This is a genomic window from Polynucleobacter sp. Latsch14-2, from assembly GCF_018881925.1.
Classification (GTDB): Bacteria; Pseudomonadota; Gammaproteobacteria; order Burkholderiales; family Burkholderiaceae; genus Polynucleobacter.
In genome coordinates, this window is sequence record NZ_JACVPL010000003.1 from 117,912 (window position 1) to 142,995 (window position 25,084).

General features: G+C 45.9%; 22 protein-coding genes. 2 read left to right on the forward strand and 20 right to left on the reverse strand.

Annotation, left to right across the window (positions count from 1 at the left end; translation table 11 throughout):
* Positions 1 to 22: 22 nt before the first annotated feature.
* The 8 genes from ccoG to ICN46_RS04430 form a co-directional block, all read right to left on the reverse strand.
* Positions 23 to 1,477, reverse strand: a complete 1,455-nt coding sequence (gene ccoG / locus ICN46_RS04395) for a cytochrome c oxidase accessory protein CcoG (protein ID WP_216205049.1) — start codon at positions 1,475 to 1,477, stop codon at positions 23 to 25.
* Positions 1,478 to 1,479: 2 nt separating this feature from the next.
* Positions 1,480 to 2,406, reverse strand: coding sequence for a cytochrome-c oxidase, cbb3-type subunit III (gene ccoP, locus ICN46_RS04400; protein WP_216205052.1), 927 nt, complete (start codon positions 2,404 to 2,406; stop codon positions 1,480 to 1,482).
* Positions 2,403 to 2,570 carry a cbb3-type cytochrome oxidase subunit 3 gene (locus tag ICN46_RS04405; protein WP_216860296.1) on the reverse strand — a complete coding sequence of 56 codons (168 nt, stop codon included), beginning with the start codon at positions 2,568 to 2,570 and terminating at the stop codon, positions 2,403 to 2,405. The genes ccoP and ICN46_RS04405 overlap by 4 nt, the downstream gene beginning before the upstream one ends.
* A 19-nt stretch (positions 2,571 to 2,589) precedes the next feature.
* Positions 2,590 to 3,240, reverse strand: a complete 651-nt coding sequence (ccoO, locus tag ICN46_RS04410; protein WP_216205055.1) for a cytochrome-c oxidase, cbb3-type subunit II — start codon at positions 3,238 to 3,240, stop codon at positions 2,590 to 2,592.
* 10 nt (positions 3,241 to 3,250) lie between these two features.
* Positions 3,251 to 4,693, reverse strand: a complete 1,443-nt coding sequence (gene ccoN, locus ICN46_RS04415) for a cytochrome-c oxidase, cbb3-type subunit I (protein WP_216205058.1) — start codon at positions 4,691 to 4,693, stop codon at positions 3,251 to 3,253.
* Between the two features lie 145 nt (positions 4,694 to 4,838).
* On the reverse strand, positions 4,839 to 5,024 hold the full coding sequence (gene ccoS / locus ICN46_RS04420; RefSeq protein ID WP_216205061.1) for a cbb3-type cytochrome oxidase assembly protein CcoS: 186 nt from the start codon (positions 5,022 to 5,024) through the stop codon (positions 4,839 to 4,841).
* Between the two features lie 9 nt (positions 5,025 to 5,033).
* Complete coding sequence (locus ICN46_RS04425; protein ID WP_216205064.1) at positions 5,034 to 7,469, reverse strand: heavy metal translocating P-type ATPase; 2,436 nt, start codon at positions 7,467 to 7,469, stop codon at positions 5,034 to 5,036.
* Positions 7,470 to 7,480: 11 nt separating this feature from the next.
* Positions 7,481 to 8,704: an MFS transporter gene (locus ICN46_RS04430; RefSeq protein ID WP_216205068.1), complete on the reverse strand. Its 1,224-nt coding sequence runs from the start codon at positions 8,702 to 8,704 to the stop codon at positions 7,481 to 7,483.
* 85 nt (positions 8,705 to 8,789) lie between these two features.
* On the opposite strand from ICN46_RS04430, the gene ICN46_RS04435 reads away from it, so the two are divergent.
* Positions 8,790 to 9,773: a Bug family tripartite tricarboxylate transporter substrate binding protein gene (locus ICN46_RS04435; protein WP_216205071.1), complete on the forward strand. Its 984-nt coding sequence runs from the start codon at positions 8,790 to 8,792 to the stop codon at positions 9,771 to 9,773.
* Here ICN46_RS04435 and ICN46_RS04440 read toward each other — a convergent pair whose 3' ends face one another.
* From ICN46_RS04440 to ICN46_RS04460, 5 genes are read right to left on the reverse strand one after another with little or no spacing between them, the layout of a single operon-like run.
* Positions 9,774 to 10,106 (reverse strand): AtuA-related protein, encoded by a 333-nt coding sequence (locus tag ICN46_RS04440; RefSeq protein ID WP_216205074.1) that lies wholly within the window; start codon positions 10,104 to 10,106, stop codon positions 9,774 to 9,776.
* Positions 10,106 to 11,458, reverse strand: a complete 1,353-nt coding sequence (locus ICN46_RS04445; protein ID WP_216205078.1) for an acyclic terpene utilization AtuA family protein — start codon at positions 11,456 to 11,458, stop codon at positions 10,106 to 10,108. Before ICN46_RS04445 ends, ICN46_RS04440 begins: the two co-directional genes overlap by 1 nt.
* A 27-nt stretch (positions 11,459 to 11,485) precedes the next feature.
* Entirely contained in the window at positions 11,486 to 12,241 is a 756-nt protein-coding gene (locus ICN46_RS04450) for a 2OG-Fe dioxygenase family protein (protein WP_216205080.1), read from the reverse strand.
* Positions 12,242 to 12,255: 14 nt separating this feature from the next.
* Positions 12,256 to 13,227 (reverse strand): Bug family tripartite tricarboxylate transporter substrate binding protein, encoded by a 972-nt coding sequence (locus tag ICN46_RS04455; RefSeq protein ID WP_255538740.1) that lies wholly within the window; start codon positions 13,225 to 13,227, stop codon positions 12,256 to 12,258.
* 33 nt (positions 13,228 to 13,260) lie between these two features.
* Positions 13,261 to 14,562 (reverse strand): TAXI family TRAP transporter solute-binding subunit, encoded by a 1,302-nt coding sequence (locus ICN46_RS04460; protein WP_216205082.1) that lies wholly within the window; start codon positions 14,560 to 14,562, stop codon positions 13,261 to 13,263.
* A 117-nt stretch (positions 14,563 to 14,679) separates the two neighbouring features.
* Here ICN46_RS04460 and ICN46_RS04465 point away from each other — a divergent pair, with 117 nt between their 5' ends.
* A complete protein-coding gene (locus ICN46_RS04465) occupies positions 14,680 to 15,441 on the forward strand; it encodes an SDR family oxidoreductase (RefSeq protein ID WP_216205085.1) in 762 nt (253 codons plus the stop codon).
* Here the strand turns inward: ICN46_RS04465 and ICN46_RS04470 are convergent, their stop codons facing one another.
* The 7 genes from ICN46_RS04470 to ICN46_RS04500 all read right to left on the reverse strand — a co-directional run bounded on the left by ICN46_RS04470 (position 15,442) and on the right by ICN46_RS04500 (position 25,076).
* On the reverse strand, positions 15,442 to 18,960 hold the full coding sequence (locus ICN46_RS04470) for a ribonucleotide reductase barrel domain-containing protein (RefSeq protein ID WP_216205088.1): 3,519 nt from the start codon (positions 18,958 to 18,960) through the stop codon (positions 15,442 to 15,444).
* A complete protein-coding gene (locus ICN46_RS04475) occupies positions 18,941 to 20,203 on the reverse strand; it encodes an NAD(P)H-dependent flavin oxidoreductase (protein ID WP_370625479.1) in 1,263 nt (420 codons plus the stop codon). Before ICN46_RS04475 ends, ICN46_RS04470 begins: the two co-directional genes overlap by 20 nt.
* A 201-nt stretch (positions 20,204 to 20,404) precedes the next feature.
* Positions 20,405 to 20,890 (reverse strand): hypothetical protein, encoded by a 486-nt coding sequence (locus ICN46_RS04480; protein ID WP_216205091.1) that lies wholly within the window; start codon positions 20,888 to 20,890, stop codon positions 20,405 to 20,407.
* A 26-nt stretch (positions 20,891 to 20,916) separates the two neighbouring features.
* Positions 20,917 to 22,122: a c-type cytochrome biogenesis protein CcmI gene (ccmI, locus tag ICN46_RS04485; RefSeq protein WP_255538741.1), complete on the reverse strand. Its 1,206-nt coding sequence runs from the start codon at positions 22,120 to 22,122 to the stop codon at positions 20,917 to 20,919.
* Entirely contained in the window at positions 22,122 to 22,601 is a 480-nt protein-coding gene (locus ICN46_RS04490) for a cytochrome c-type biogenesis protein (protein ID WP_216205096.1), read from the reverse strand. Before ICN46_RS04490 ends, ccmI begins: the two co-directional genes overlap by 1 nt.
* 3 nt (positions 22,602 to 22,604) lie before the next feature.
* On the reverse strand, positions 22,605 to 23,135 hold the full coding sequence (locus tag ICN46_RS04495) for a DsbE family thiol:disulfide interchange protein (protein WP_216205099.1): 531 nt from the start codon (positions 23,133 to 23,135) through the stop codon (positions 22,605 to 22,607).
* A gap of 30 nt (positions 23,136 to 23,165) precedes the next feature.
* Positions 23,166 to 25,076 carry a heme lyase CcmF/NrfE family subunit gene (locus tag ICN46_RS04500; RefSeq protein ID WP_216205463.1) on the reverse strand — a complete coding sequence of 637 codons (1,911 nt, stop codon included), beginning with the start codon at positions 25,074 to 25,076 and terminating at the stop codon, positions 23,166 to 23,168.
* Between the last annotated feature and the right edge of the window lie 8 nt (positions 25,077 to 25,084).

A 25,084-nucleotide genomic window follows, 5' to 3' on the forward strand; every position in this document is an offset into this window, starting at 1 on the left:
TCTCCCTAATTTACGTTGAAGTCTAACGAGGAATAATAAAAGTGGATTTTTCTTCACGCGTTCTCTGGATAGATTTTTCACCCATCATCTCTTGAGCAATAACATCAAAATGTATCGGATAATTTCCAGGATCATTCTCGCCAATCGTAGTGCTAATCTTAATGGGCAATAGTTGATTACTTGCTGGACCAACCGCGATCTCATTAATTTCTTTGCCTTGAGAATTCAAAATCTTTAGATCTTTCAGTCCTGAAGCCTTCACCGAAACCTGCATGGCATGTTCGGAGGCATTCATAATTTGAATACGATAGATATTTTCAATTCGCGTCCCATCCACTTCACGCGCTAAAGCACCACGATCGCGCATGACATCGACACGCAAAGGGTTGCGAGTAGCAATCGAAATCAAAAATGCAGTTGTTAAGACGGTGATGAAGATCGTATAAAACAACACTCTAGGGCGCAAGATATGTTTAATTGCACTTTGATTTGATTCCTTGTCTTCAATGGCACGTTCTGTCGTATACCGAATCAGACCCTTTGGATACTCTACTTTTTCCATTACTTGATCGCAAGCATCAATACAAGCGCCACACCCAATACACATGTACTGCAGACCATCTCGAATATCAATACCGGTTGGGCAGACTTGCACACATATACTGCAATCAACGCAATCACCCAAACCCAAAGATTCATGGTTGACTGACTTACTACGACTTCCTCTAGGCTCGCCACGAACCTTGTCATAGGTTACCAAGAAAGTGTCTTTATCCACCATCACACTTTGAAAGCGTGCATACGGGCACATATATTTACATACTTGCTCACGCATAAAGCCTGCGTTACCCCAAGTAGCAAAGCTATAAAAACATAGCCAAAATAACTGCCAAGGCCCTAGGGCGAGATGAAGTATTGCAGTGCTTAGGGTATCAATGGGTGTGAAATAACCAATAAAGGTAAAGCCCGTCCAAAATGCCACTAGGAGCCAAACAAGATGCTTCGTAATTTTGATGCGCCACTTACGGACACCCCAGGGCCACTCTTCACCATCGAGACGAATACGTGCAAAACGATCACCCTCGATCTTGCGCTCGATCCACATGAAGATTTCGGTGTAGACAGTTTGCGGACACGCGTAACCACAAAACAAGCGGCCAGCAACTGCCGTGAAGAGAAAGAGTGCCAATGCCGAGAGGATCAGCAACAGCGTAAGGTAGATCACATCCTGCGGCCAAAGCACTAGACCAAAGATATAGAACTTACGCGCAATGAGGTCAAATAAAACTGCTTGACGACCATTGCAGCTAAACCATGGCAGACCGTAAAACAGTAGCTGGGTGGCTATAACTAGGGCGAACCGCCAGCGGGCAAAGAGCCCGCTTACAGAACGTGGATAAATCTTACTGCGCACCTCGTAGAGCGATTCCCCTATAACATTAATAGGAATAGGTTTCCCGACAGGCGTATCTGACACGACTACTTGGCTTGTACTGGCTTATTGTTAGAGAGACCCCAGACATATGCTGTTAAAAGCTGAATTTTTTCAGGACTTAACACTTTATCTTGAGCAGGCATCATTGCTGTACGGCCTTTAGTCACAGTCTCGGTAATGGTTGCCTCTGAAGCGCCATATAACCAAGTCTTATCAGTTAAGTTAGGTGAACCCAAAGCGATATTACCCTTTGCGTCTGGGCCATGGCAGGCTACGCAATTAGCTTTAAAGACATCGGCACCACGCGCTGCTTTTAAGTCATCCGCAGGAAGCCCGGAAAGACTACGAACATAGTTGGCAACATCTTGAACCTGACCGGCATTTAACACCGCCCCAAATGGAGGCATTACACCGCCACGGCCATTGGTGATAGTGGTTTTAATATTTTCTGGTGAGCCGCCATAGAGCCAATCGCTATCGGTCAAATTAGGAAAGCCTTTACCACCACCAGCGTCTGAGCCATGACACTGTGCACACGAGTTCAAGAAAAGACGTTGGCCCATTTCACGCGCTTTTGGATCGGCGGCAACATCGACGATATCCATCTTTACATATTTGGCATATACAGGTTTCAACTCATCATTGGCAGTAGTCATGGAGCTCATCAAAGCACCATCGGTGCTATAGCCCAAGAGCCCTGGATAAGAACCTAAGCCTGGATAGAGGGCTAAGTACACCAAAGCAAAAATACAGGAGATTAAGAACATCCACATCCACCAACGTGGCAGTGGATTATTAAGTTCGCGCAAGTCACCATCCCAAACATGCCCTGTATCAGCAACTTCGCCGTCAGGCCTCAGAACAGCCTTCACTTTACGAACGGAAAATAACAGCCAGATGCACCAAAAAATACCGACTAAAGTTACTAAGGCGATATAGGTACTCCAACCAGCACCAAGAAAGTCACTCATGATTTATCCTTACTAAATTCATCGGGAAGATCGAACGGAAGTTCGGCGGATTCTTGATTGGCGGACTGCCTTTTTGTAGACCAAGACCACCAAACAATTCCTAAAAAAAATGCCAATCCAAGTACAGTAGATATAGCGGAGAGGTAGGGTGCGATATTTTGCATATGATTCATTCCCAAGAAATTACTTGGCAACTACCTCGTCAACGGTAATATATCTGCGATTAATACCCAGACCTTGAAGATAGGCCACTAGCGCATCTAACTCAGTTTTTCCCTCGAGTTCTTTTGGCGCATTAGCAATCTGTTCATCGGTATAGGGCACACCCAAACGGCGCATTGCAATTAAATGCGACTGAATGGTGCTCGCATCTGCCAGATTTTTTGCTAGCCATGGATATGCAGGCATATTCGATTCAGGGACAACATCACGTGGATTTTGTAAATGAATCTGATGCCATGCATCTGAATAGCGACCGCCAACACGAGCTAAATCTGGGCCGGTACGTTTACTACCCCACAGGAATGGATGATCAAATACAGACTCGCCAGCTAAGGAGTAAGGGCCGTAACGCTCTACTTCGGAACGTAGGGTACGAATCTGCTGCGAATGACAACCCAAGCATCCTTCGCGCTGATAGATATCGCGACCAGCTAAACGCAAGGCTGTATAAGGCACAACCCCAGGGCTAGGCTCGGTTGTCGAGTGTTGGAAAAATAAAGGGACAATCTGCACTAATCCGGCAACAGCAACTGCTGCAATAGTGGCTATGATCAGCCAACCAACATTACGCTCAAGCGTTTCGTGGGAAAAAAATCGACGTTGTTCTGACATGTTCTTATCCTTAGTGAGCAGCTATGGACGCTTGTGGAATCTGAGCGTCTACGAATTTTTTATGAATGACTGTTTTGTAAACGTTGTAGGCCATCAATAACATGCCACTTAAGTAGCACAATCCACCTAACAAACGAATCACATAGAAGGGATAAGTTGCTTTCACTGACTCTACAAAGCTATAAGTCAATGTGCCATCAGCCTCGAAAGCTCTCCACATCAATCCCTGCATCACACCGGCAATCCACATTGCAGCTATGTAGATCACCACACCAATAGTGGCAATCCAGAAATGTAACTCAACCAACTTGGTGCTATACATGTCCCGCTGCCCAACAAGTCGCGGAATCAAATAATACAGAGAGCCAATCGTAATCATGGCAACCCAACCCAAGGCGCCAGAGTGAACATGGCCTATGGTCCAGTCAGTGTAATGAGACAGGCTATTCACGGTCTTGATCGACATCATTGAGCCCTCGAAGGTAGACATACCGTAGAAGGACAAAGAAACCACTAAAAATTTCAGGATCGGATCGCGACGTAATTTATGCCATGCCCCGGACAAAGTCATGATGCCGTTGATCATGCCACCCCAAGATGGTGCCAACAAGATCAAGGAGAACACCATACCCAAAGACTGAGTCCAGTCTGGCAAGGCGGTATGTTGCAAATGATGAGGGCCAGCCCACATGTAAGTGAAGTTCAAAGCCCAAAAGTGAACGATAGACAAACGATATGAATAGATTGGGCGCTCGGCTTGCTTTGGAATGAAGTAGTACATCATGCCCAAGAAGCTGGTAGTCAAGAAAAAGCCTACTGCATTATGGCCATACCACCACTGAATCATGGCATCTTGCGCGCCCGCATAAGCAGAGTATGACTTGAACAAACTTGCCGGCATTTCAATGTTGTTAACAATATGCAAGATGGCAATGGTCAAAATGTAAGCACCGAAGAACCAGTTCGAAACATAGATATGCTTGGTTTTGCGCTTAATCACTGTTCCAAAGAACACGACAGCATATGCCACCCAAACTACAGTAATTAGAAGATCAATTGGCCACTCCAACTCTGCGTACTCTTTAGAGGTAGATAAACCCAAGGGTAAAGTCACAGCCGCCAAGACAATCACTGCCTGCCAACCCCAAAAAGTAAAGGCGGCTAATTTGTCACAAAAAAGTCGCACCTGACAGGTACGCTGAACGATGTAATAAGAAGTTGCAAAAAGTGCTGAGCCACCGAAAGCGAAAATAACTGCATTCGTATGTAATGGACGCAAACGACCGTAGCTCAACCATGGAATATTAAAAGTGATTTCAGGCCAAATGAGCTGAGCAGCAAGGATAACCCCCACCAACATACCCACGATCCCCCAAAGCACGGTAACAATGGCGAATTGACTGACAACCTTGTAATTGAAAGTATTTTGATTACTCCCCACGGTAAGTCCCATGGTTTCTCCTTTTTGTGGCCAAACAGCGACATAATTCAAATAGACTCAATTCATTATCGAATTAAGCCCAAAGAGGAGTTTTGATCTACATCAAAAAGGTCTTAGGTGATTACCCACAAAGGCGCCAAAATCCCAAAAAACGATCTTATTGAGTATTTTGAGTGGGGCTTTTGCCGTTTCCAGACTGAGGAGCGTCGTCATCCATCAAGATGGCCTGACCTGGTCCATCAAGGTCATCAAACTGCCCATTTTTAACCGACCAACGCAAAATCCAAGCTAAGACACCAACCAGGATTAAGGAGAGGGGAATCAAGAGAAATAGACTTTCCATACGTGAAGTCTAAGCCTTTCTCAATCGCCAAGCATTCAAAGTGACTGCTAAGGAGGATAAAGACATGCCGACCCCTGCAATCCAAGGGTTCACCAAACCCATCATTGCCGCAGGAATAGCGACTAAGTTGTACACCAAAGCCCAAATAAGATTCTCTTTAATTACCATTTGAGTTTTATCTGCTAACAATAATATTTTTGCCAATGGCGTCAGAGAACTCGCCGTCAAAATTGCATCCGCACCAGCAGAAGCAAGTGGCGCACCAGCACCAACCGCAATAGAAATATCAGCACGCGCCAACAAAGGGGCATCATTCACACCATCCCCAATTGCCCACACAAAGCGCCCTGTACTTTGTAATCGCTCGATATAGCCGTACTTATCTTCAGGTGTGCATCCACCTTGATAACTTTCAATACCCACTTTTTGAGCCCACCAAGCGACTGTCGCTGGATCATCTCCTGAGACCAGGTGTACAGTAATATTTCTTGCGCGCACGGCTAATAAAAAATCTTGTAAACCGACTCTTGGTGTATCTAAAAAGATAAAACTCGCAATCAGTCCTTGCTCGTCAGCTAAGTGCACCTGACCATATTGCCCAGTCTCAAGATCTTGATGTGCACCAATCCAGCTTGAGCTACCCAAGCGATAGCCTCCAGAACTCAAACCTTTACCGAGTTGATTTATCACGGGTTCGGATAAAACTGGTAGTGAGAGATTTTCAAGTTCAGCAGCACGTAGCAAGGAGAGCGCCAAAGGATGTCGCTGCCCCGCTTCTAGCGCGGCGGCTAAAGCTAAAGCATCCTCACGAGAGTAATGAGGACGTAAATTCACAACCTCCTTAAGCTCTGGCTCACCCATGGTTAATGTGCCGGTCTTATCGAGCACAAGATCACTTGCTTTAACCAAGCCCTCCATCACATGCCCACGAACAATCAATAGACCGAGTCTGGTAACCGCACCTTGCGCGGCTGCCATTGCAGTTGGTACGGCTAGCGAGAGAGCACAAGGACAGCTTGCCACTAAGACGGCTACTAAAACTGTCCATGCTTTGCTAGGGTCGATATACAGCCAGATTGCTGATGATAAGAAAGCACAGAGCAATAAGAAGCCCACAAAATATCCAGCCCACTTCTCAGCAAGACTCACCATCATTGGCTTAGCCAGTAAAGCCTCATCCAACAAAGAGGCAATTCCTGCAATTCTGGTTGACTGCCCTACTGCATCTATCTTCATCAGGAGGGGATTTAAAATATTATGAGTTCCGGCATAAACACGATCACCAATTTTTTTATCGATTGGTTTTGATTCGCCAGTTAAGAGAGACTCGTCTACAGAACTTTCATGAGCAATCAAAACGCCATCTGCTGGCACCACCTCACCTGGAGATACTCTCAATATTTCACCGGGCATACAGTTCACAACTGGGACTAATTCAATCTGCTGAGCGTGCGGGTAATCGAGAACACGTTCACATGTTGCAGGCAGCTGCTTGGCCAATGCCTCCGCACCACCCTGAGCATCTTGCCTTGCAAGTAACTCTACATAACGGGCAGCCAAAATAAAAGCGACAAACATGGTGATTGAATCAAAATAGCTTTGACCAGACCCCGTCACTAAATTGATCGTGCCAGCAATAAATGCTAACGCTAAAGCCAATGCAATGGGTACATCCATCCCCAACATATGAGTTTGTCTACAGGATTGAATGCTGCGCCACGCAGCCTGAAAAATGGGCCCGGCCGAGTACAGGATCACCGGCACAGTTAACACCCAGCTCGTCCAACCTAAGAGCAAATCATACTCAACCGTGATGTCATTAGCGCCGACATAGGATGGCCAGGCATACATCATGACCTGCATCATCCCCAATAAAGCAACACCGAGTCTGGTGAGTAGTTGGCGCTTTTCTTTCTGAGACTTTGCAATCGAAAGTGACGGCTCAAATGGCCACGCTTCATAGCCAATGCGTTCAATTTCAAAAAGTAGTCTAGCCAAGCCAACTTGACTCGGTGAAAAGACAACCTTAACCTTCTGTGTCACGTAATTAATTTGCACATCTTTTACGCCAAGAGTGCGACGCAAATGTTGCTCACACAACCAAACACATGCAGCACAACGGATCTTTTCTAAACGTAGTGTTGTCTCGAGATCCCCTGCATCGCCAACGCCACGCGTAAAGCGCCCCAATAGGGAAGGATCATCATATGGCAGAAGTTGTACTGGAATTTCATCAGAAGCTAGGTATGCAGCAGGCTTATCACCCGACTGTGCACGTCTTGCATAAAAAACCTCCAAGCCCTCACCGTGAATGGTTTGCGCAATTGCCATACAACCAACACAACAAAATAATCTTGCTACCCCACCCAAATCGATAGAGTAAGCATCATTCAGGGTTAGCGCACTACCGCAGTGATAGCACACACTATTTACGGTCTTATTCATCATATTGACCTTTAATTAACCCAACCCCTACGTCGCTCATAAATTACAAATAACACACCCCAAATGACAATAGCCGCATAAGCCCACACCCAAGATATCTGGGAAGTTCTGGAGCCCGTTAGATCCAACACGAAACCAAAAATGGCTGGGCCCACGAGGCCGCCGCCAAAACCCAGCAAGGAATGTAAGCCCATAGCGGCACCCTTAATATCCTCTTGGGCGCTAGTCACCAAACCTGCCGTGAGGGTCGCTGAGTCCGCCATAATAAAAATAGTATGCCCAATAGCCAAAGCAACAATGAGCCACCAAGACTGCCCGGTGGAGCAAGCTAGCGTAATGCCCATCACAGCGCTCATGATCATGACAAAACAAACCCACTTCTGACGACCTACACGCAAAGCAATTTCGTTACCCACAATAGACGATGGCACGCCAAAGAAATTAATACAGCCAGCCAAAGCTGTGGCACTCAGGAAAAAGGATTCTCCGGAGACTGCTGCACACAAACCAAAAAAAGCCACAATCCAACTTCTTGAAGCAAATAACTCTAAAGAGTGAGCGGTGTAACCAAAAATGAATCCCGAGGCTTTTTTATTACGAAGAACTAATATCCATTTATTGACCGGAAAAATATCTCTTAAGTAAATTCGGAATGGACCATGCCACCTTGCATGCTGCAATGGTGGAATCAAAAAGAGCACAATCAAGGATGCAATAAATGGTCCGATAGAGATAACAGAAAATACATAACGCCAACCAAAGTTATGCAAGATCCATCCAGAACATAAGTAAGATAGACCAGCACCAATACCAAAGAAGGCTGTATAGAAAGCAATGTGGCGGGTTAACTCGCCAGACTTAATGCGATCAGACAAAATTTTGAGGCCTGGCATATAAGTGCCCGCCAGGCCCACACCATTAAGCGTCATGAACAATATTGCTGTGACAAAATTATGGGCAAATAGGCCCATCCCCAACAAGCCACAACTTGCCGAAAGACCCCCTACCAAATATACCTTCCGCGCATCCACCCGATCAGTGAGCGCAGTTGCCAGAGGTACGGCCAACATGTACCCCAAAAAGAAAGTGCTAGCAATTAACCCGGACTGTAGATTGCTTAGCTGCCACTCATCCTGCAATGGCGCCAATACCACTGCGTAACATGAAAAGCCTAAAAGCGCACAAGTCTGCGCCATAAGCATAAGGGGGGTGTAGCCAGCAGAACGAAAGCGCATAAGGGGTCACTAAAAGATAGTTCATTCTACTCGCCCCAAACTAGAATAAGACCCGCTAAACTAGCGAAAACATAATGGAGGCCCTATGAATACCCCGCATACCCAAAACCGCTTGATTCAGTACTGTGCCGCTTTTTTAATCATGCTTGCGAGCCCCCTTGCATTGGCTGATAGCTATCCAAATAAACCCATTAAGGCAATCGTTCCCTTTGCGCCCGGTAGCGCAACCGATCAAATTGGACGTGCCTTTGCCGCCAAAATTGCAGAGACATTAGGACAGCCTGTTGTAGTTGAAAACAGACCTGGTGCAAATGGCATGATTGGTGCTGATGTTGTCGCCAAAGCGCCTGCAGATGGCTATACCCTGCTCTTTGGAACCAATAGCACTAATGCCGCCCTTAAAAGCCTAGTTAAGAACTTACCCTACAACCAAGACACCGCATTTACGCCGATCGGTTATTTTGGATCCGTACCACTCATTGTGGCTATTAATAATGATGTCCCCGCTAAAACACTAGGCGGCTTTATTGCTTTAGCCAAAGCAGATCCAGGGAAAATGACTTTCGCATATGCCAGCACTTCGCAACGCGTGTCTTCAGAAATTCTGGCAAGTGTTGCGGGCATTAAGATGACGGGGATCTCCTACAAGAGCGGTCCTAATGCCATGACCGATTTAATCGGCGGTCAGGTAAATATGTTCACCGCAGATTTCGCAGTAATGCTGCCGCAAGTGCAAGCAGGTAAGGTACGCGGTCTTGCAGTTACCTCGTTACAACGCTCATCCGCCATTCCTGAATTACCAACTGTCAATGAATCGCTAGGCATTAAAAACTATGAACTCATTGCCTTCTTCGCTGCCTTTGGCCCAGCAGGAATGCCTAAAGATGCAGTCATCAAACTAAACAAAGCCATTAATGAAGCCGCCAAATCGAAAGATCTAGTAGATCGCTTTGCTTCAATGGGATTCGAATCTCAGCCTGGCACCCCTGAAATGCTAGATAAGAAAATTAAACTGGAAACCATTAAGTGGGCCAAAGCAATTAAAGACGCCGGTATGGAAGCTGAGTAATTAAAGGCTGGTGTCGATTTCCATGGCTAGGAGCCAATAAGAAAGGCTCTTGCCATGGGCGTCAAGATTCAGAGAGAGATTTACCCCACCATCTAAGACATCATCGATGACGAAATTGAGCGCATAAAGTTCAGGTAATTCGTAGCGTTGCACCGTCGAAGGATTACGAAAAGAAAAATGTTCACGTACCTTATCAACCGTAACCTCCCTGAGTAAAAGAGAAAAATCTTCGGGTCGATAAGCAATCACACTAATATTGGAACGATTACCTTTATCACCCGTCCGCGCGTGGGCAACTTGATATAAGGGAAGTGTTTGCTTTGCCAAAATCATTACTCTTCCGAAAAGAATTCGTAAGAAGATTGCACCAAGTCACGAGGTACATAGGCCACTAAAGTGTTCAAGCGTGGTCGCAGACTAGTGCGCACCCCACCCCCGCCAGCAGGACCACAGGTATAAAGTGCTGTTAACTCTCGGCATAAGCGATTTGCAGTCGCCTTGTCTTGGTGAGCAGCAGCCACACGTAAGCGAATATCCTCAAACCCATTTTGCGCCCTAAAGGATGGGCCACTGCCATCATCAGCTGTAAATACGCTAGCCGATCCAATGTAATCTATTCTCAAGTCCAATACTGCAGAGAGTCTTTCGCGAATAATTTGCCCAGCTATCTGAGCACGCTCATAAGCATGGTGACCCGCATAGGAAATTTCTGCTTCAGCTAACCAACCACCGTCAATACAAATGTTAGCCTTCAAACTTGCAGGTCTCTTGTGACCAAATACATTCTTCAGTAGCACTCTATTCTCCCCAAGCACTTCCAATTGCGCTTGACTGATATCAGCAATCACATCCGGGGTGAGGTATCGAGCGGGGTCATGTACCTCATAGAGAAGTTGCTCCGTCACCGTCATACGATTTACTAATCCACCGGTATTGGGCGGCTTGGTAATAGAACAATTTCCAAAACTATCAAACTCAATAATCGGAAATCCAAGATTCGATAAATTTGGCACATCTTTCACTCCGGGATCGGCAAAGTAACCCCCCGTCACCTGTGCCCCACATTCAAGTAAGTGACCAGCCATGGTCGCTTGACCTAAAAAATTCCAGTCTTCCCAATCTTTTTTGAAGTGGGCCATTATGGGACCCACAGTGAGAGCAGGATCAGCAACGCGTCCAGTCACAACCACTTGCGCCCCCGCGATGAGCGCATCAGCAATTTCACGCGCCCCCAAATACACATTAGCACTGACAAGACTACTTTGCTCTAAAGCTTTTTTATCTTGCTCGCCAAGGTAATCAGTAAATATAGAGGCAGATATTTCATCGCCCTTCACAATGGCTATCTTGATTAAAGGAAGACCTTGAGCTTTCGCCATTCTCGCTATTAGACGCGCAGCGCCTTCAGGGTTTGCAGCGCCAAAATTTCCTACGATTGAGATGTTGTTCGATACGCAATCAGCCAATATAGGCTCGAGCATCTCCGCCAATAAAGGCTCATAACCAGCAGTTGGGTTTTGGCGCCGGTCCAACTGAGCAAGAGCTAGAGTTCTTTCCGCCAAACTTTCGAATATTAAGCAAGCGGGTTCACCCAACCTCAAGAATTCATTGACGATAGGTCGAGCAACGCCAAGACGATCGCCAGAAAATCCAGCAGCGCACCCAACCCGATAAAGATTACTCATCTGGGTATCGAATGCAGCAGACGGCTTTTACTGTTGACCACCGACTGGTGAGTCCTGAAAGCCATTTGATCGATAAGTCAAAACCAAGGTATCACGATGGCCATGCTTTCCAATTGGCTGAATGGGTGTTGATTCATGAATCATGCGCTCATCATTCATCAGCAATAAAGACCATGGTTGACTCAGTGTGAATCTCAAACCAGTAGAGCCGTTAGCCTCAAAGACACGGGTTTCGCCGCCCTTGATATTCACGCGATCCAATATAAAAACCGCCACAAAATCGTGTCCATCGCGATGTGCACCTTCAGGCGTTGGGCGGCCAATACCATCGGTGGTATCAATCCTAAATTCATGTGCTTCTACAAACCAAGTGCTTACCGGTTTGAGACTACTCAAAAGATTTGCCATACCAAGCAATAGCGCTTTCCAGGTCGGGCTATTAGCTAGTTGCGCCTGCAGTGGCTCAAACCAGCGCTCAATTCCGCCATGCAAGGCGTTGTAATCAACGGATTGCCAATGTGCGCGATGGGGTACCGCCAAAAGAGCGTCACCTTTAATCTCATAGCTAGCATGGCGGCGATAACGATAGCGGCCTCCATCTTTCAAAAAAGGATCACGCGGCAAATCATTCCAAAAACCATTCAATGCCAAAAGATCCGGCAACTCTACCTTAGCAATCTCGCAAACCGTTTCGGCTGAAACCACTACATAGCCATTGGTACGCAGAGATTGAACCAATTCTTTGGCAGGAGTAAGAGGGGGAGCTAGAGTAGCAATATTCATCATGCCATTTTAGGTCAATCCAGCTGAGCACCGGAGGCTTTCACGATTCTCGCCCATTTCACCAATTCATCCTTCAAAAGGGTGCCCAGCTTTTCGGGAGCTATGGGCGTCAAATCTAAACCTTGCGCCATCAGCTTTTCCCTAACATCCGGTATTGCAAGCATACTCTTCATGGCAGATTGAATCTTTTTTACGGCAAGCGGATTGGTGCCCGCAGGAGCAAAAATCGCCACCCAAACCTCACCCACACAATCGGGATAAGTTTCTGCAAGCGTCGGGATATCGGGGGCGGCACCGGAACGCTTTGCTGAACTAATGGCGATGGCCTGTAATTTTCCAGCCTTGATGTAATTTAAGGCAGACGGCAGGCTCGCAAAGGCCAAGGGAACTTGACCACCCAATACATCGTTAATAGCAGGAGCTACACCTTTGTAGGGGATATGCTGCATATCAATGCCAGCACTTGTATTGAGCATTGCGCCCAATAAGTGACTAATCGTTCCATTGCCAGCAGATGCATAAGCCAACTCACCCGGCTTCTTTTTGGCAGCCGCAACCACATCCGCCAATGTTTTTAATGGTGAGCCTGGAGGGGTTACCAATACGTAAGGAGTGGCCCCAATGTAATACAGTGGAATAAAGTCATTAACAGGATCAAAGCCGGGATTTTTATAGAGTACTGGGTTAATTGCTTGCGCGCTATTAATCGTCAGCAGCAAGGTATATCCATCCTTTGCAGCATGTGCCACACTTTGTGTGCCGATATTGCCACCAGAACCAGGTCGATTTTCAACCACAATAGAAGTGCCCAGCGCCTCACCGAGTGAAGGCGCAATTAAACGCGCAACAATGTCATTGGTCCCACCCGCAGTCTGAGGCACAACCAGATTAATAGATTTATTGGGGTAAGGTTGTGCAAATACCCCTGTAGCTAATGCATTTAAGACTAGAGCTAGACCAATCTTCATCATCGCTTCTTTAAACATCTCCACCCCTTTTTTATTCTCATTAACACGACACTACAGCATGGAATTTAATCTTTCCCGTGTTTCACTCACGTGGCCCTTGAGATCATAAAGCTCCTTGGCATCTAATCTTGCCACTTTCAGATTGGCGACGCGCTTTTCTATAGCCTCTAAATCTTTAAAATTTTTCTCCCGATAATTGGGATTGGAGGCATTTGCTTCAAGAGTTTTAAGCTCTTCATATACCTGGGAAAGCTTCAGCCGCAACATTAAATTTTTGGCGGTCGGAATGTATGTAAATAACGGAATCAAAATCATCAATAAAGGAATCACAATTTTTGCAAATCGGCCAACCCAAACCGCCGTCCAGAATGGTAGATAGCGATGCAATAATGAAGGCCCATCCTTGAGATAAATCTCAGCATCAACATGCAAAGGAAAATCCAAGCCCGCATCCGATGGGAACTCGCCAGCCTTTTGCAAGCGAGAATAGGATTTCAAGATATCGTATGCCTCACTTAGCAATAAGGTTACGAGGGCAGGGCTAATATCAGCATGCCCCACCAAAGTTGCCGTAGGTGCAAGTACCTGGATATCCTGACGAGGTAAGTCGTTCGCAATACTGAGAACTCCTCTTGGAATATTCACCTTTGAAAGGTAAGGAAAACTGCGGGTGTAAGCGTCTGCGTGTTCAAAATTCATTAACCGCATTCCGGGGATGGTGTAAAACTTTTCCAAGATTGGCGCCTCGGCGGCCGCAATAATGAAGACTGCGTCTAGCTCCCCGCTCTTTAATTTAGCTAGCGCCTGGTCGGGCGTTAATTTTTCCGCGAGAACCTCATCTTCGCTGAGGCCGCTAAAATTGAGCAGCGCATTACTCAATGCTAGCGTCCCGCTACCAACGTTACCAACTGAGATATGCTTACCCTTTAATTGACTCAAAATACTGAGTCGACCACCATCAACTTTAAATGCTGACTCCCGATACCAAACCCAAATAGGCTCATAAAACATACCGGCAATTGAAACTAAATTGGGGTACTTAGAGAGATCTGCAACGCCACCTTGCACCATTGCAAAATCAACACCAGATTTTGGATCACCTAGCAAAGCCAGATTATCGATAGATCCACCAGTAGATTCAAGCTTAAGCGTCACACCCTCATCGGCTAAAGCACTTTTTAAGCGTTCACCAAAGTGGTAATAAAGTCCCGTGGGAAGGCCAGTAGCCATCGTAATAGTCTTGGGAGGTGGCGGCACTAGAACCCACAGTACGCCAAAAAGCCCAGCAATCAACAGCAGGATTGCCAGACCAATCGATACAGGGTTATAGAGTTGTTTTTGCAGGAAATTCATAAAAATCTCTTTTCTTTTTTTGCATTATGCCCCCACCCCAAAAATACGCAAAAGAATAGGCTTTAGTCAAATAATTCGGGATAAGATGTCATTTTTTACACAATCATCGAGACCGCAATGAGCCAAATGAAAAATAAGGTTGCTTTAGTCACGGGTGCTGGAGCAGGCATCGGTAAATCAGCAGCCAATGCGCTCCTAAAAGGTGGCTACAAAGTTGTTTTAACCGGTAGGACTCTAGAAAGACTGCAAAAAGCCATTGTCGATATTGGTGGAAATTCAGAAAACTGTCTGGCTGTCGCTTGTGATGTAGGCAAACCTGAACAAGTTAAATCTCTATTCTCTGAAGTCAAAAAACACTTTGGGCGGATTGATGTACTTTTCAATAATGCTGGAATGGGTGCCCCAGGCATTCCGATGGAAGATTTAACTTACGAACAGTGGATGAATGTAGTGAACACTAATTTATGTGGTGCCTTCTTGTGTTCGCAAGAGGCTATTCGCATGATGAAAATGCAATCTCCGCAGGGTGGCAGAATTATTAACAATGGATCAATCTCTGCACATGCGCCTCGCCCAATGTCAGCTCCCTACACAGCAACCAAGCATGCCATTAGCGGGCTTACTAAAACAATTGCCCTGGATGGTCGCCCCTTCAATATTGCTTGCGGCCAAATTGATATTGGTAATGCAGCGACAGAAATGACAGAACGCATGGCTGCCGGCATTATTCAAGCCGATCTATCCATCAAAGCTGAGCCCCGAATGAATGTAGATCATGTGGGAGAAGCCTTACTGCACATGGCTCAACTGCCCCTTGAAAGCAACATCCTATCCATGACTATCATGGCGACTAACATGCCTTTTGTAGGTCGAGGCTAACTAACCGCAACTGCCCAAGTGCCCACATTGAGTGCAGTAGTCGCAACCATCCTTACGGATGACTGCATGTGCACCACATTCAGCACATTTCTTACCAACCATTACTGGCGGGGTAGATGCCCCACGAATAGGCGCTTCAGATAGATCATTGGTAGCACCGCCATTACGGCGCTCAATGATGTTTTGAATAGCGTAAGCAATTGCAGCCACTTCAGAGTCATGCCATAAAGGCATACGAGTGCCATCAATTTTCTCAAAAGTACCAAGTCTTACCGCACCCCTATCCCAAGCAACTTTGCGCATATCACTTAAGGCGCGCTCTAAGAAACCACCACGCGCCGCCAGCGAGAGTAAGCGCATGCTTGAAGTAATCCATTGCTGAGATTCACCATTTTGACCAACCGGCATAAAGAACTCAATGGCCCGCTCAATCGAACCGCCAGATTCACCCTTTAAGGGGATCGCAATGAAAGACACCACTAGATATAAAGTCTTATGCCCCTCTTGCGTCCAATACTCAATTTTTTCAGCCACGGCAGGCAAGATTCCTTTGGGACGACTTTCCACAACAATTCTCATTGGATCGATGGCGCCGTCATTTGATGCCAGAGAGTCATCCTTACTAGGACCAAGATCTAATACTGAACCCAAAATACTATTCGGACGATAAGTGGCTAGGCCCTTCAAATTTGCACGCCATGCTTGGGTATAAAGACTTTTAAAGTCATCATATGGATAGTTAGCGGGCACGTTCACAGTCTTAGAGATGGCGGTATCAACAAAGGGCTGAACTGCTTCCATCATGGCAATATGATCCGTGGCCGACATCTCCAAAGCGGAAATAAAATACTTTGGCAATTTCTCAACATCACCGCCTAAATCTCGATACATGCGCCACGCATGATCCTCAACTGCGTATTCACTAGTAGTGCCATCTGCCTCACGCTTCTTTCGGCGATAGACCCATGAGAAGGCGGGTTCAATACCATTAGAAGCATTATCAGCAAATGCCAAACTCACAGTACCAGTAGGAGCGATTGATAACAAATGACTATTGCGAATACCAAACTGGTGAATATCATTTTTCAACCTGTCATCGAGTCGACTAACAAAGCTATCACTACCAAGGTATTGATCAACATCCAAACTTGGAAACGCGCCCTTTTCTTTTGCTAATTCTACTGATGCTTCGTATGCAGCATCGCGCATTACGCGCGCAATCTTGGCAGCCACAATACGAGCACCCTCCTCGTTATAAGGAAGCTTCAACATCACTAAGGCATCACCAAGACCAGTAAAGCCCACACCAATGCGGCGCTTAATCCTGGCCTCTTCAGCCTGCTCAGGTAGCGGCCAAAAAGTAGCATCTAAAACATTATCAAGCATACGCACCTGAATCTTAACGACCGAGATAAATGCCTCAAAATCAAAGCTTGGTTCACCAGCAAAGCCAAATGGGTTTTTGACAAAACGTGGGAGGATGACCGGACCTAAATCACAACAACCATATGGCGGTAATGGTTGTTCACCACAATTGTGCACATAGAGTCCATTCGCATCAAATGCATTAATGCCTGGAATCTGGACGTCGTAGACCAACTCCTCCCCACCGTCATCCAAAGACTCAATAGTGGCAATGAAACGCTCACGATTCAGCTTGCGAGAATAACTTGATAATGCACGCTCGAGGGCGGCACATTTATCATCATCGGAAAATCCAATGTTGGTCGCAAAAATACCAATGTTATCGCCGCTGATTACCAGCTCATGCTCTATTTGGCATAAGTATTCTGAATTTCCACCTAAGCCATTTGGCATCAACCTTAATAATGGTTTATCACCGCGACGGTTCTTATAAATCGTAGAAACAATTCCTAGACGCATTAGCATCCGCTGAACTCTAGCTAAAGTATCAAAGTCTGATTGAGCCAGGCGAATACTAATACCCTTCTCTTGTGAGCCCTGAACAGAGCCATCCGCATCGAAAAAACCACGCAAGAAGCCCACATAAAAATCTGATGATGCCGATTCAAGATCATTGGTAATCTTTTTATTACCAACTGACATTCCTAATTCATACGCTAAATCCCTTAAACTTGAACTCTTGAGACGGAATTCATTACGATCAGAAACCGCACTAAAACCCCCGTGATCAGATCTAGCCTGCATTTGTGCGAATGCTTTTTCGGCTGCAGAAATAATTCCATTTTGAGATGCTAAAGGAGCGCCGTTCCCTACCGCTACATTTTTATCCCACACGCTCAGAACAGCGCACTCAGACTTTAGGGTGCCATCACCAAGCAATAAGCCGATTAAGTACCCTTGGTCCTTGGAATATACACCCTCCCAACCACCGAAAGCACGATGGTTATGCAAAGCAATTTGATCTCCAGTTTTTAAGGTCGAAGCTTCCACCCATTCATAAACTTGGCGATAACGAGTCTGTTCTGTTACTTTTCGCACCAGATGGTTTGCGGTTAATCTAAGTCCAAACCCTTCTTTGGTATTTAACTTTAAAACTTTTTTAATCCCAGTACTAAAAAAGCCTTGATCAGCAGATTGATGTTCTTGCCCATTAACCACAGCAACAAATTTTTTGCCTATTAAATTTTTAACCTGAGTCGGACCTTCTGAGCTTAAAACCCAAGAATCAGCTGTAACACATGGATTGGTCGCTGAAATACTTTCGCAATAATTTAAGTTGTTATCGCGATTGATGTTGTCTAGAAACAAAATTCCAGGTTCCGCAAAATCATAGGCGGACCTCATCACTGCCTCCCAGATTTCTTTTGCATCTACCTTGCGATAAACCCAAAGTCCATCAGACCTTTGATAAGCGCCGTCGGCAATTCCGTTTTTAGCTGGCTTTGCCTTGTGAATTAATTCCCACGATTGGTTACTTTCTACGGCCTTCATAAATGCGCTAGATACGCCCACAGAAACATTAAAGTTATTCCAGCGACCAGTTGTCCTCTTGGCGGTAATAAACTCAAAAATATCAGGGTGATCAATTCGCAAAACACCCATCTGCGCACCCCGCCTAGCGCCAGCACTTTCCACTGTCGAGCAAGACATATCAAAGACATTGATGTAGCTACAAGGGCCAGAAGCTATGGAAGCGGTGCCTTTAACCTCGGCGCCCTTTGGACGAATGCGCGAAAAATCATAGCCAACACCGCCACCCCGACGCATTGTCTCTGCCGCCTGCTTGAGTGCCTCATAGATTCCCGGGAAGCCATCGGCATCAACACCTTGGATACAATCTCCTACAGGCTGTACAAAACAATTGATTAGGGTCGCCTGAATATCCGTACCCGCAGCACTCATGATGCGGCCTGCGCCAATCGCACCATTCCGCAAGTTTTCTAAAAAGAGTTTTTCAATGTCAGCGCGAATGGCAACATCCTCTACAAGCGCCAAACCTTTAGCAACACGTTGAAAAATTTGATCCGGTTCATATTCGCCATCTTTGGCATATTTTTCAATAAGTACATCAGTGCTAATTGGCTGAATTGACATAAGCTACGGGCTCCAAAGATTTTTCTAAAAGTTTGTTAATTAATTCGGATACGGATTTAATTTGATTGCCAAAAGGGAGTTCTCCCGCTCCGCGAAAGAAAAGTCCTTTCTGCACGTGGCCCACTAAGGCGCTGCCCAATACTTTATCAATGCAGAATTGGCCCCACTGTTCATTACCATCGCGCAGTCCGCAATCATGTAGACAATCAAAAATCATTGTGCAGCGTGGTTTTTTTCTTGCTACAGACTTTAAAGCAGGCAGAACTTCAATATATTTTTTAAGCCAAGGTGTTTTAACAGCTCTAGCGGGCAATCCGGCTGCACTTAAGAAATCTACCATGTCATCCGGACCCGCATCTGCCAGGACTTTCTTAAAACTATCGCTCGCATCACCTTCAACGGTCACTGCAAATGCAGTTCCCAATTGCACACCAGATGCACCAAGATCTTGCAAGCGCCTAATATCCTCATGACTGCTGATGCCACCAGCAGGTATTAATGGGATCTTACCCTCTAAGCCCATCGCTTTAAATATGGCTAGGGTTTCTGGAATAACATTCTCAAAATTAAATTTAGGATTTTGAATATCCTCAATACTTGCTGCACCGACATGACCGCCAGCTAATCGTGGATGTTCAATGATGATGGCATCAGGTAATCGGCCTTTCTTCTCCCACTTACGTAAGAGCAGGTGAATACCCCTGGACTCCGAAAGAATCGGAATCAAAGCTACATCGGGGAAATCACTAGCAAGGTCTGGCAAGTCGAGCGGAAGACCTGCACCAACCACTAGGGCATCAACGTCATTTTCTAGGGAGCACTTCACATATGGCGCGTACTCATTTACTGCCCGCATGATATTGACTGCTATCAAGCCCCGACCAGCAGCGATCTGTTTGCTTAAATGAATTTCTCTGGTGAGCGCCTCAATATTAGCTTCATTAATATATGCCTTACTCTCCTGAGATGGCGCCAATGCCTTGGTCTTTTCCATCAAGTCGGGATGAAGGCGCCTCAAATCAATCGATGAGATCGTCCCCATTCCGCCACAGGCTGCAACCGCACCGGCTAACTTATGCGCAGAGACACCAACACCCATACCGCCCTGAACAATCGGAAGAATGCGTTTACCTTTAATGATCAGCGGGCTCAAGCCACTGGTTATTAAAGGCAGCTCAAAACTGACCGGCACTCGAAGCTGCATTAATCCACCCCCGGCACCAAGAGGCGCCCACTTTGACATATTAAAAATTTCACCATCAAAACATGATGAAGGCAGTCCATATCAAAGCTTTTGATTCAAATCAAGAAAGGATTTGGTATTTTTTGAGGCTTACTACAGATATCAAACAGAAATTAAAAAGTGCTTATAAATCAATATTCAGGAGAATCGGGGGGTGTTTGCAACAGCGCCAAGATGGGTGATATCAAGTCTTAATGTGGTCTACTCAGAGTCGCATTTATGAAAAGGTGACTGCTTTTGCTTGGTCGCCAAAACAATACTGTCCCTAATATTAAAACTACCATTCATGCTCTGATCTAATATTGATTGCATCTGGAAGTCTTCCGAAAACTGGATCAAAGATGTGGTGAGATAGGTTTCCTTGGTTTGTAAGTTTTCTGACTGAGCCACAGTCTTAATCACTAAACTCGCTTCATCAAATATCTCAATCGATTTGTAGATGCCGCGCCTAACCACTTGCACTTGGTTATTGCTTGGCAATCTGAGTTCGTTAACGAGCTTGCCCGATTTATCGTAGAAATAATAGACTCCAGCGCCCTTGAATTTGGGATTAGCGCACATGGCCTGACTATCCACTACCCATCTACCAATCAACTTTGATTCAAACTTATTAGAACTCTGTGCTGCAGCTCCAACAGAAAAGATCATGCCAAATGCTAGACCCAATCCAATGGCTAAGTGCCTCATCTTCTGATCTTGGCCTAGGACATCCACTAAGGCCTAACTTGATCGACCACAATCTTCAAATTACTACTACCAACCTTAACAGTCTGAATTTGAGAAAATAAATCACCAGGCTCTGCCTTGGCTTGACCTGATTTAGAAATACGCACCTCGATAGTTGCCTCACTCAGATTAGAGATCAGGCTATCCGGCGTCATTGCCAGAGCATCATTCAAGACAAAACGAAGTGGAAGGTCAGCGGCTTTACCTCGCATAATCGCTACTGGCATGCGGGCACCAGTAGCACGGGCAATCACCATCACAATATAGTCTGGCTTGATTCTGGATTTAAGATCCGGCTTGATCTCTACTACCCCACTAATATTTTTCCCACTCACCGCAGGAGATACTGGCTGACTTACCAAAGACTCAGATGGCAAATTCGCTTTGCCACGCGCCTCCATGATGGAGCCCTGAATCATCTTCATGTCCTCAGAATCTGCAGGGAGTAATTTTGCTAGACGACCCCAAACCTGAACAGCACCCTTGTAATCACTACGGTTGTAATCAGCTGTACCAGCCAACCAAAGTGCCATCATATTATTGGGATCAGCCTTCAGGGCACGATTAATAATGGCTTGTGGCTTACCTTCAAAATTACCATCGGCATTACTTGCGGACACATCAGCATAATCAGCCAGTAATTGCGCATCACCATCTAAATATGCACCCGCACGGTCATAGGCTTTTTCAGCATCTTTAGGGCGACCCATCACTTTATAAGAGCGAGCCAGCATTGCCCACCCCTTCAAATTAGTTGGGTCTTGCTCCATTTTGGCAGCCAAACCAGCGACCATTTTTTCAACATCTTTTTGAGCAATCTGCTGCTGAGCGCCTCCATCTGCAATCTGCTGAGCGCTGCCCAGCCAAAAATACATTGCAGTGGCAATCACTGGAATAAAAATAGTCAGCGCAATGATGGTTTTCTTGGGGGAGCCCAGTACAGCCACGCCGTCATCTTCACTTGTATCCTGGAATAAACGTTGACGCATCTCTGCATGAGATATCTCATAGCTTGCAGTATCGATCAAACCTTCAGTTCGCTCTTTCTCCAGCTTCGCAATCTCTTCTTTATAAATCGCAGCGTTTAATTGCTGACGGGAGGCATGTTGCGCAGTTGACTTCCACAAGAATGGCCGAAACAGAGCCACCAGAACAAATAAGATCAAAATAACAGCGGCAATATAAAAAGTCATCATTTGTTATCTCGCAATAGAGCATCTATGCGCTTATTTTCATCATCAGAAAGTGAGGTCGTAGTCACTTGAGTGTTACGGCGGCGCAAATACATCAACAACGCCACAATACCTGCAAACATCAATACAAATGGCCCAATCCAAAGCAACCAGGTAGTGGGCTTCACTGGAGGGCGGTATAAAATAAAATCTCCATAACGATCCACCATAAAGGTCCTGATTTCTGCGTCGGTCTTACCTTGCTTAATCAGATCACGGATTTCCCGGCGAAGGTCTTGGGCCAGTTCTGAACGAGAGCCTGAGAGTGATTCGTTTTGGCATACCAAGCAACGCATCTCCTCTGAAATAGAGATTAACCTTTGCTCCAAAACTGGATCAGCAGCCAAAGGTGTTGCCTCATCCGCATGGGCAATATTTATAAGCGCTGCCAAATAAACGCAAAGAAGTGACTGCCAGAGTTTTTTAAATGCGCTGTTCATTGCTTATTCCTTTTTTAACTGAGCAATGATGGGATACATCGACTTCTCCAACACTTCCTTAGTGATTGGACCAATCTGCTTAAAGCGAATAATCCCCGCTTTATCAATCACGTAAGTTTCAGGAACGCCATAGACGCCATAATTAATGCCAACACGCCCATCACTATCAAATGCCGATAAGTTGTATGGATTGCCCTGTCTTGCCAACATCTCGATTGCATCAGTGCGTTTGTCTTTGTAATCAAGCCCAATTAAAGGCGCCACTTGAGACTTGCCCATCTCAACCAACATGGGATGCTCTTCGCGACAAGCTACACACCATGAAGCCCAAACATTTAATACCCAGACCTGCCCCTTCATCTCTACCGGTGAGAATGACTTGCTTGGATCGGCCAACTGAGAAACCTTAAATGCTGGCGCAGGCTTGTTAATCAAAGGTGAAGGCACTTCACGTGGGTCACGATTTAAGCCCACCGCCAAAAATCCCACCAGTACAACAAAGAGTATTAGCGGAATAACGAATTTTGCTTTCATGTTTACTGATCTATTCGTAAGTGAGTTTTGTTATTTCTTGAGACGCAGACGATAGCGCTTATCTAATACGGCAAATAGTCCACCCAAAGCCATTAGTAAGCAGCCGCCCCAAATCCAATCCACAAATGGTTTGTAATACACCCGCACCGCCCAAGCATTGCCCTCTAAAGGCTCACCAAGTGAAACATAGATGTCACGGGTAAGACCAGCATCAATGGCTGCTTCGGTCATTGGCATCGTCGATGAATCGTAATTGCGCTTCTCTGGATACAAAACTTCTTCAGTCTTACCGTGGCGACTTAGTTCAAAGGTGCCGCGAGTAGCTTGATAGTTAGGCCCCTGTGCGGGGCGCACTTCAGCCAAGCGAATTTGATAACCGCCAACAGATACTGTATCGCCCGGCGCCATACGCACATCTTTTTCTTCTTGATATGCACCAACCATCGTTACACCGATAACAAATACAGCTATACCAATATGACCTAATTGCATGCCGATAAAAGAACGGGTTGGCTTGCCAACCTTGAACTGCCGAATAACTTGTAATACACCAGAAGCAATAATCCAAAATGAGAGCAAGAAACCCAATGCCGTCAGAATTGTGAATTCACCCATCATGCGTGGAATCAAAATGGCGGCAACTACGGCAACGACTGCTGCTAACCATAAACGCTTGAGCAATGCAGCAAGATTGGTGCTCTTCCAGTTGGCCCATGGACCAATTGCCAACAAGAATAGAACAGGAACCATGATTGGCACAAAGACGGCATTGAAGTATGGGGGGCCAACTGAGATCTTGCCAAGATTCAAAGCATCAATAAGCAAGGGATACAAGGTTCCTAATAAAACAGAGCCTGCAGCCACTACCAAGAAAACATTACCTAAGAGCATCAATGTTTCGCGCGACATCAGTGAGAAGGCACCGCCTAGCGTGCTCTTTGGAGCTCTTAAGGCGTACAAGAATAATGATGAGCCGACTACCAAAGAAAGCAAAATCAAAATAAAGATGCCACGACGGGGATCGGTAGCAAAGGCGTGTACTGATGTCAAAACGCCAGAACGCACCAAGAAGGTTCCGAGCAAAGACATTGAGAAGGCAATGATGGCTAAGAGCACCGTCCAGTTTTTAAAGCCGCCACGCTTTTCAGTCACTGCTAAAGAATGTAATAGGGCAGTACCAATCAGCCACGGCATGAATGAAGCATTCTCAACCGGATCCCAGAACCACCAACCACCCCAACCTAACTCGTAGTAAGCCCACCAAGAGCCGAGCGCAATACCGAGTGTTAGAAAGATCCACGCAGTGGTTGTCCAAGGGCGTGACCAACGCGCCCAAGCAGCATCGAGCTTGCCAGACAATAAAGAGGCAATCGCAAATGCAAAGGCTACTGAGAAACCAACATAACCCATATAGAGCATTGGCGGATGAAACACCAAGCCTGGATCCTGTAGCAATGGATTTAGAGAGCGACCATCTTGGGCTGCAGGCAATAAACGCTCGAATGGATTTGAAGTAGCCAATACAAAGAGCAAGAGCCCTGTAGCAACTAAGCCTAGAACGCCAAGTACGCGTGCAACCATAAACTCATCTAATGTTTTAGAGAGTTGCGCAACCGCAAAGGCCCAGCCAGTTAATAAGAAGATCCACAGCAATAAAGAACCTTCATGACCGCCCCAAACGGCACCTAAGCGATAAACAGTGGGCAGTTGTGAATTGGAATGCTCTGCCACATACAGCACAGAAAAATCATTGACATAAAAGCACCAAGCCAAAATACAAAATGAAATCGCCAGTAGCACGAAAGCAATCTGCGTTGCAGGCCTGGCAAGCACAAGCCACTCACGACGGCCCTGCTGTGCACCAATCAATGGCAATACACCTTGAATAATGGAAACGCACAGCGCTAGGATTAATGCGAAATGACCAATCTCCGGAATCATTGAGTATT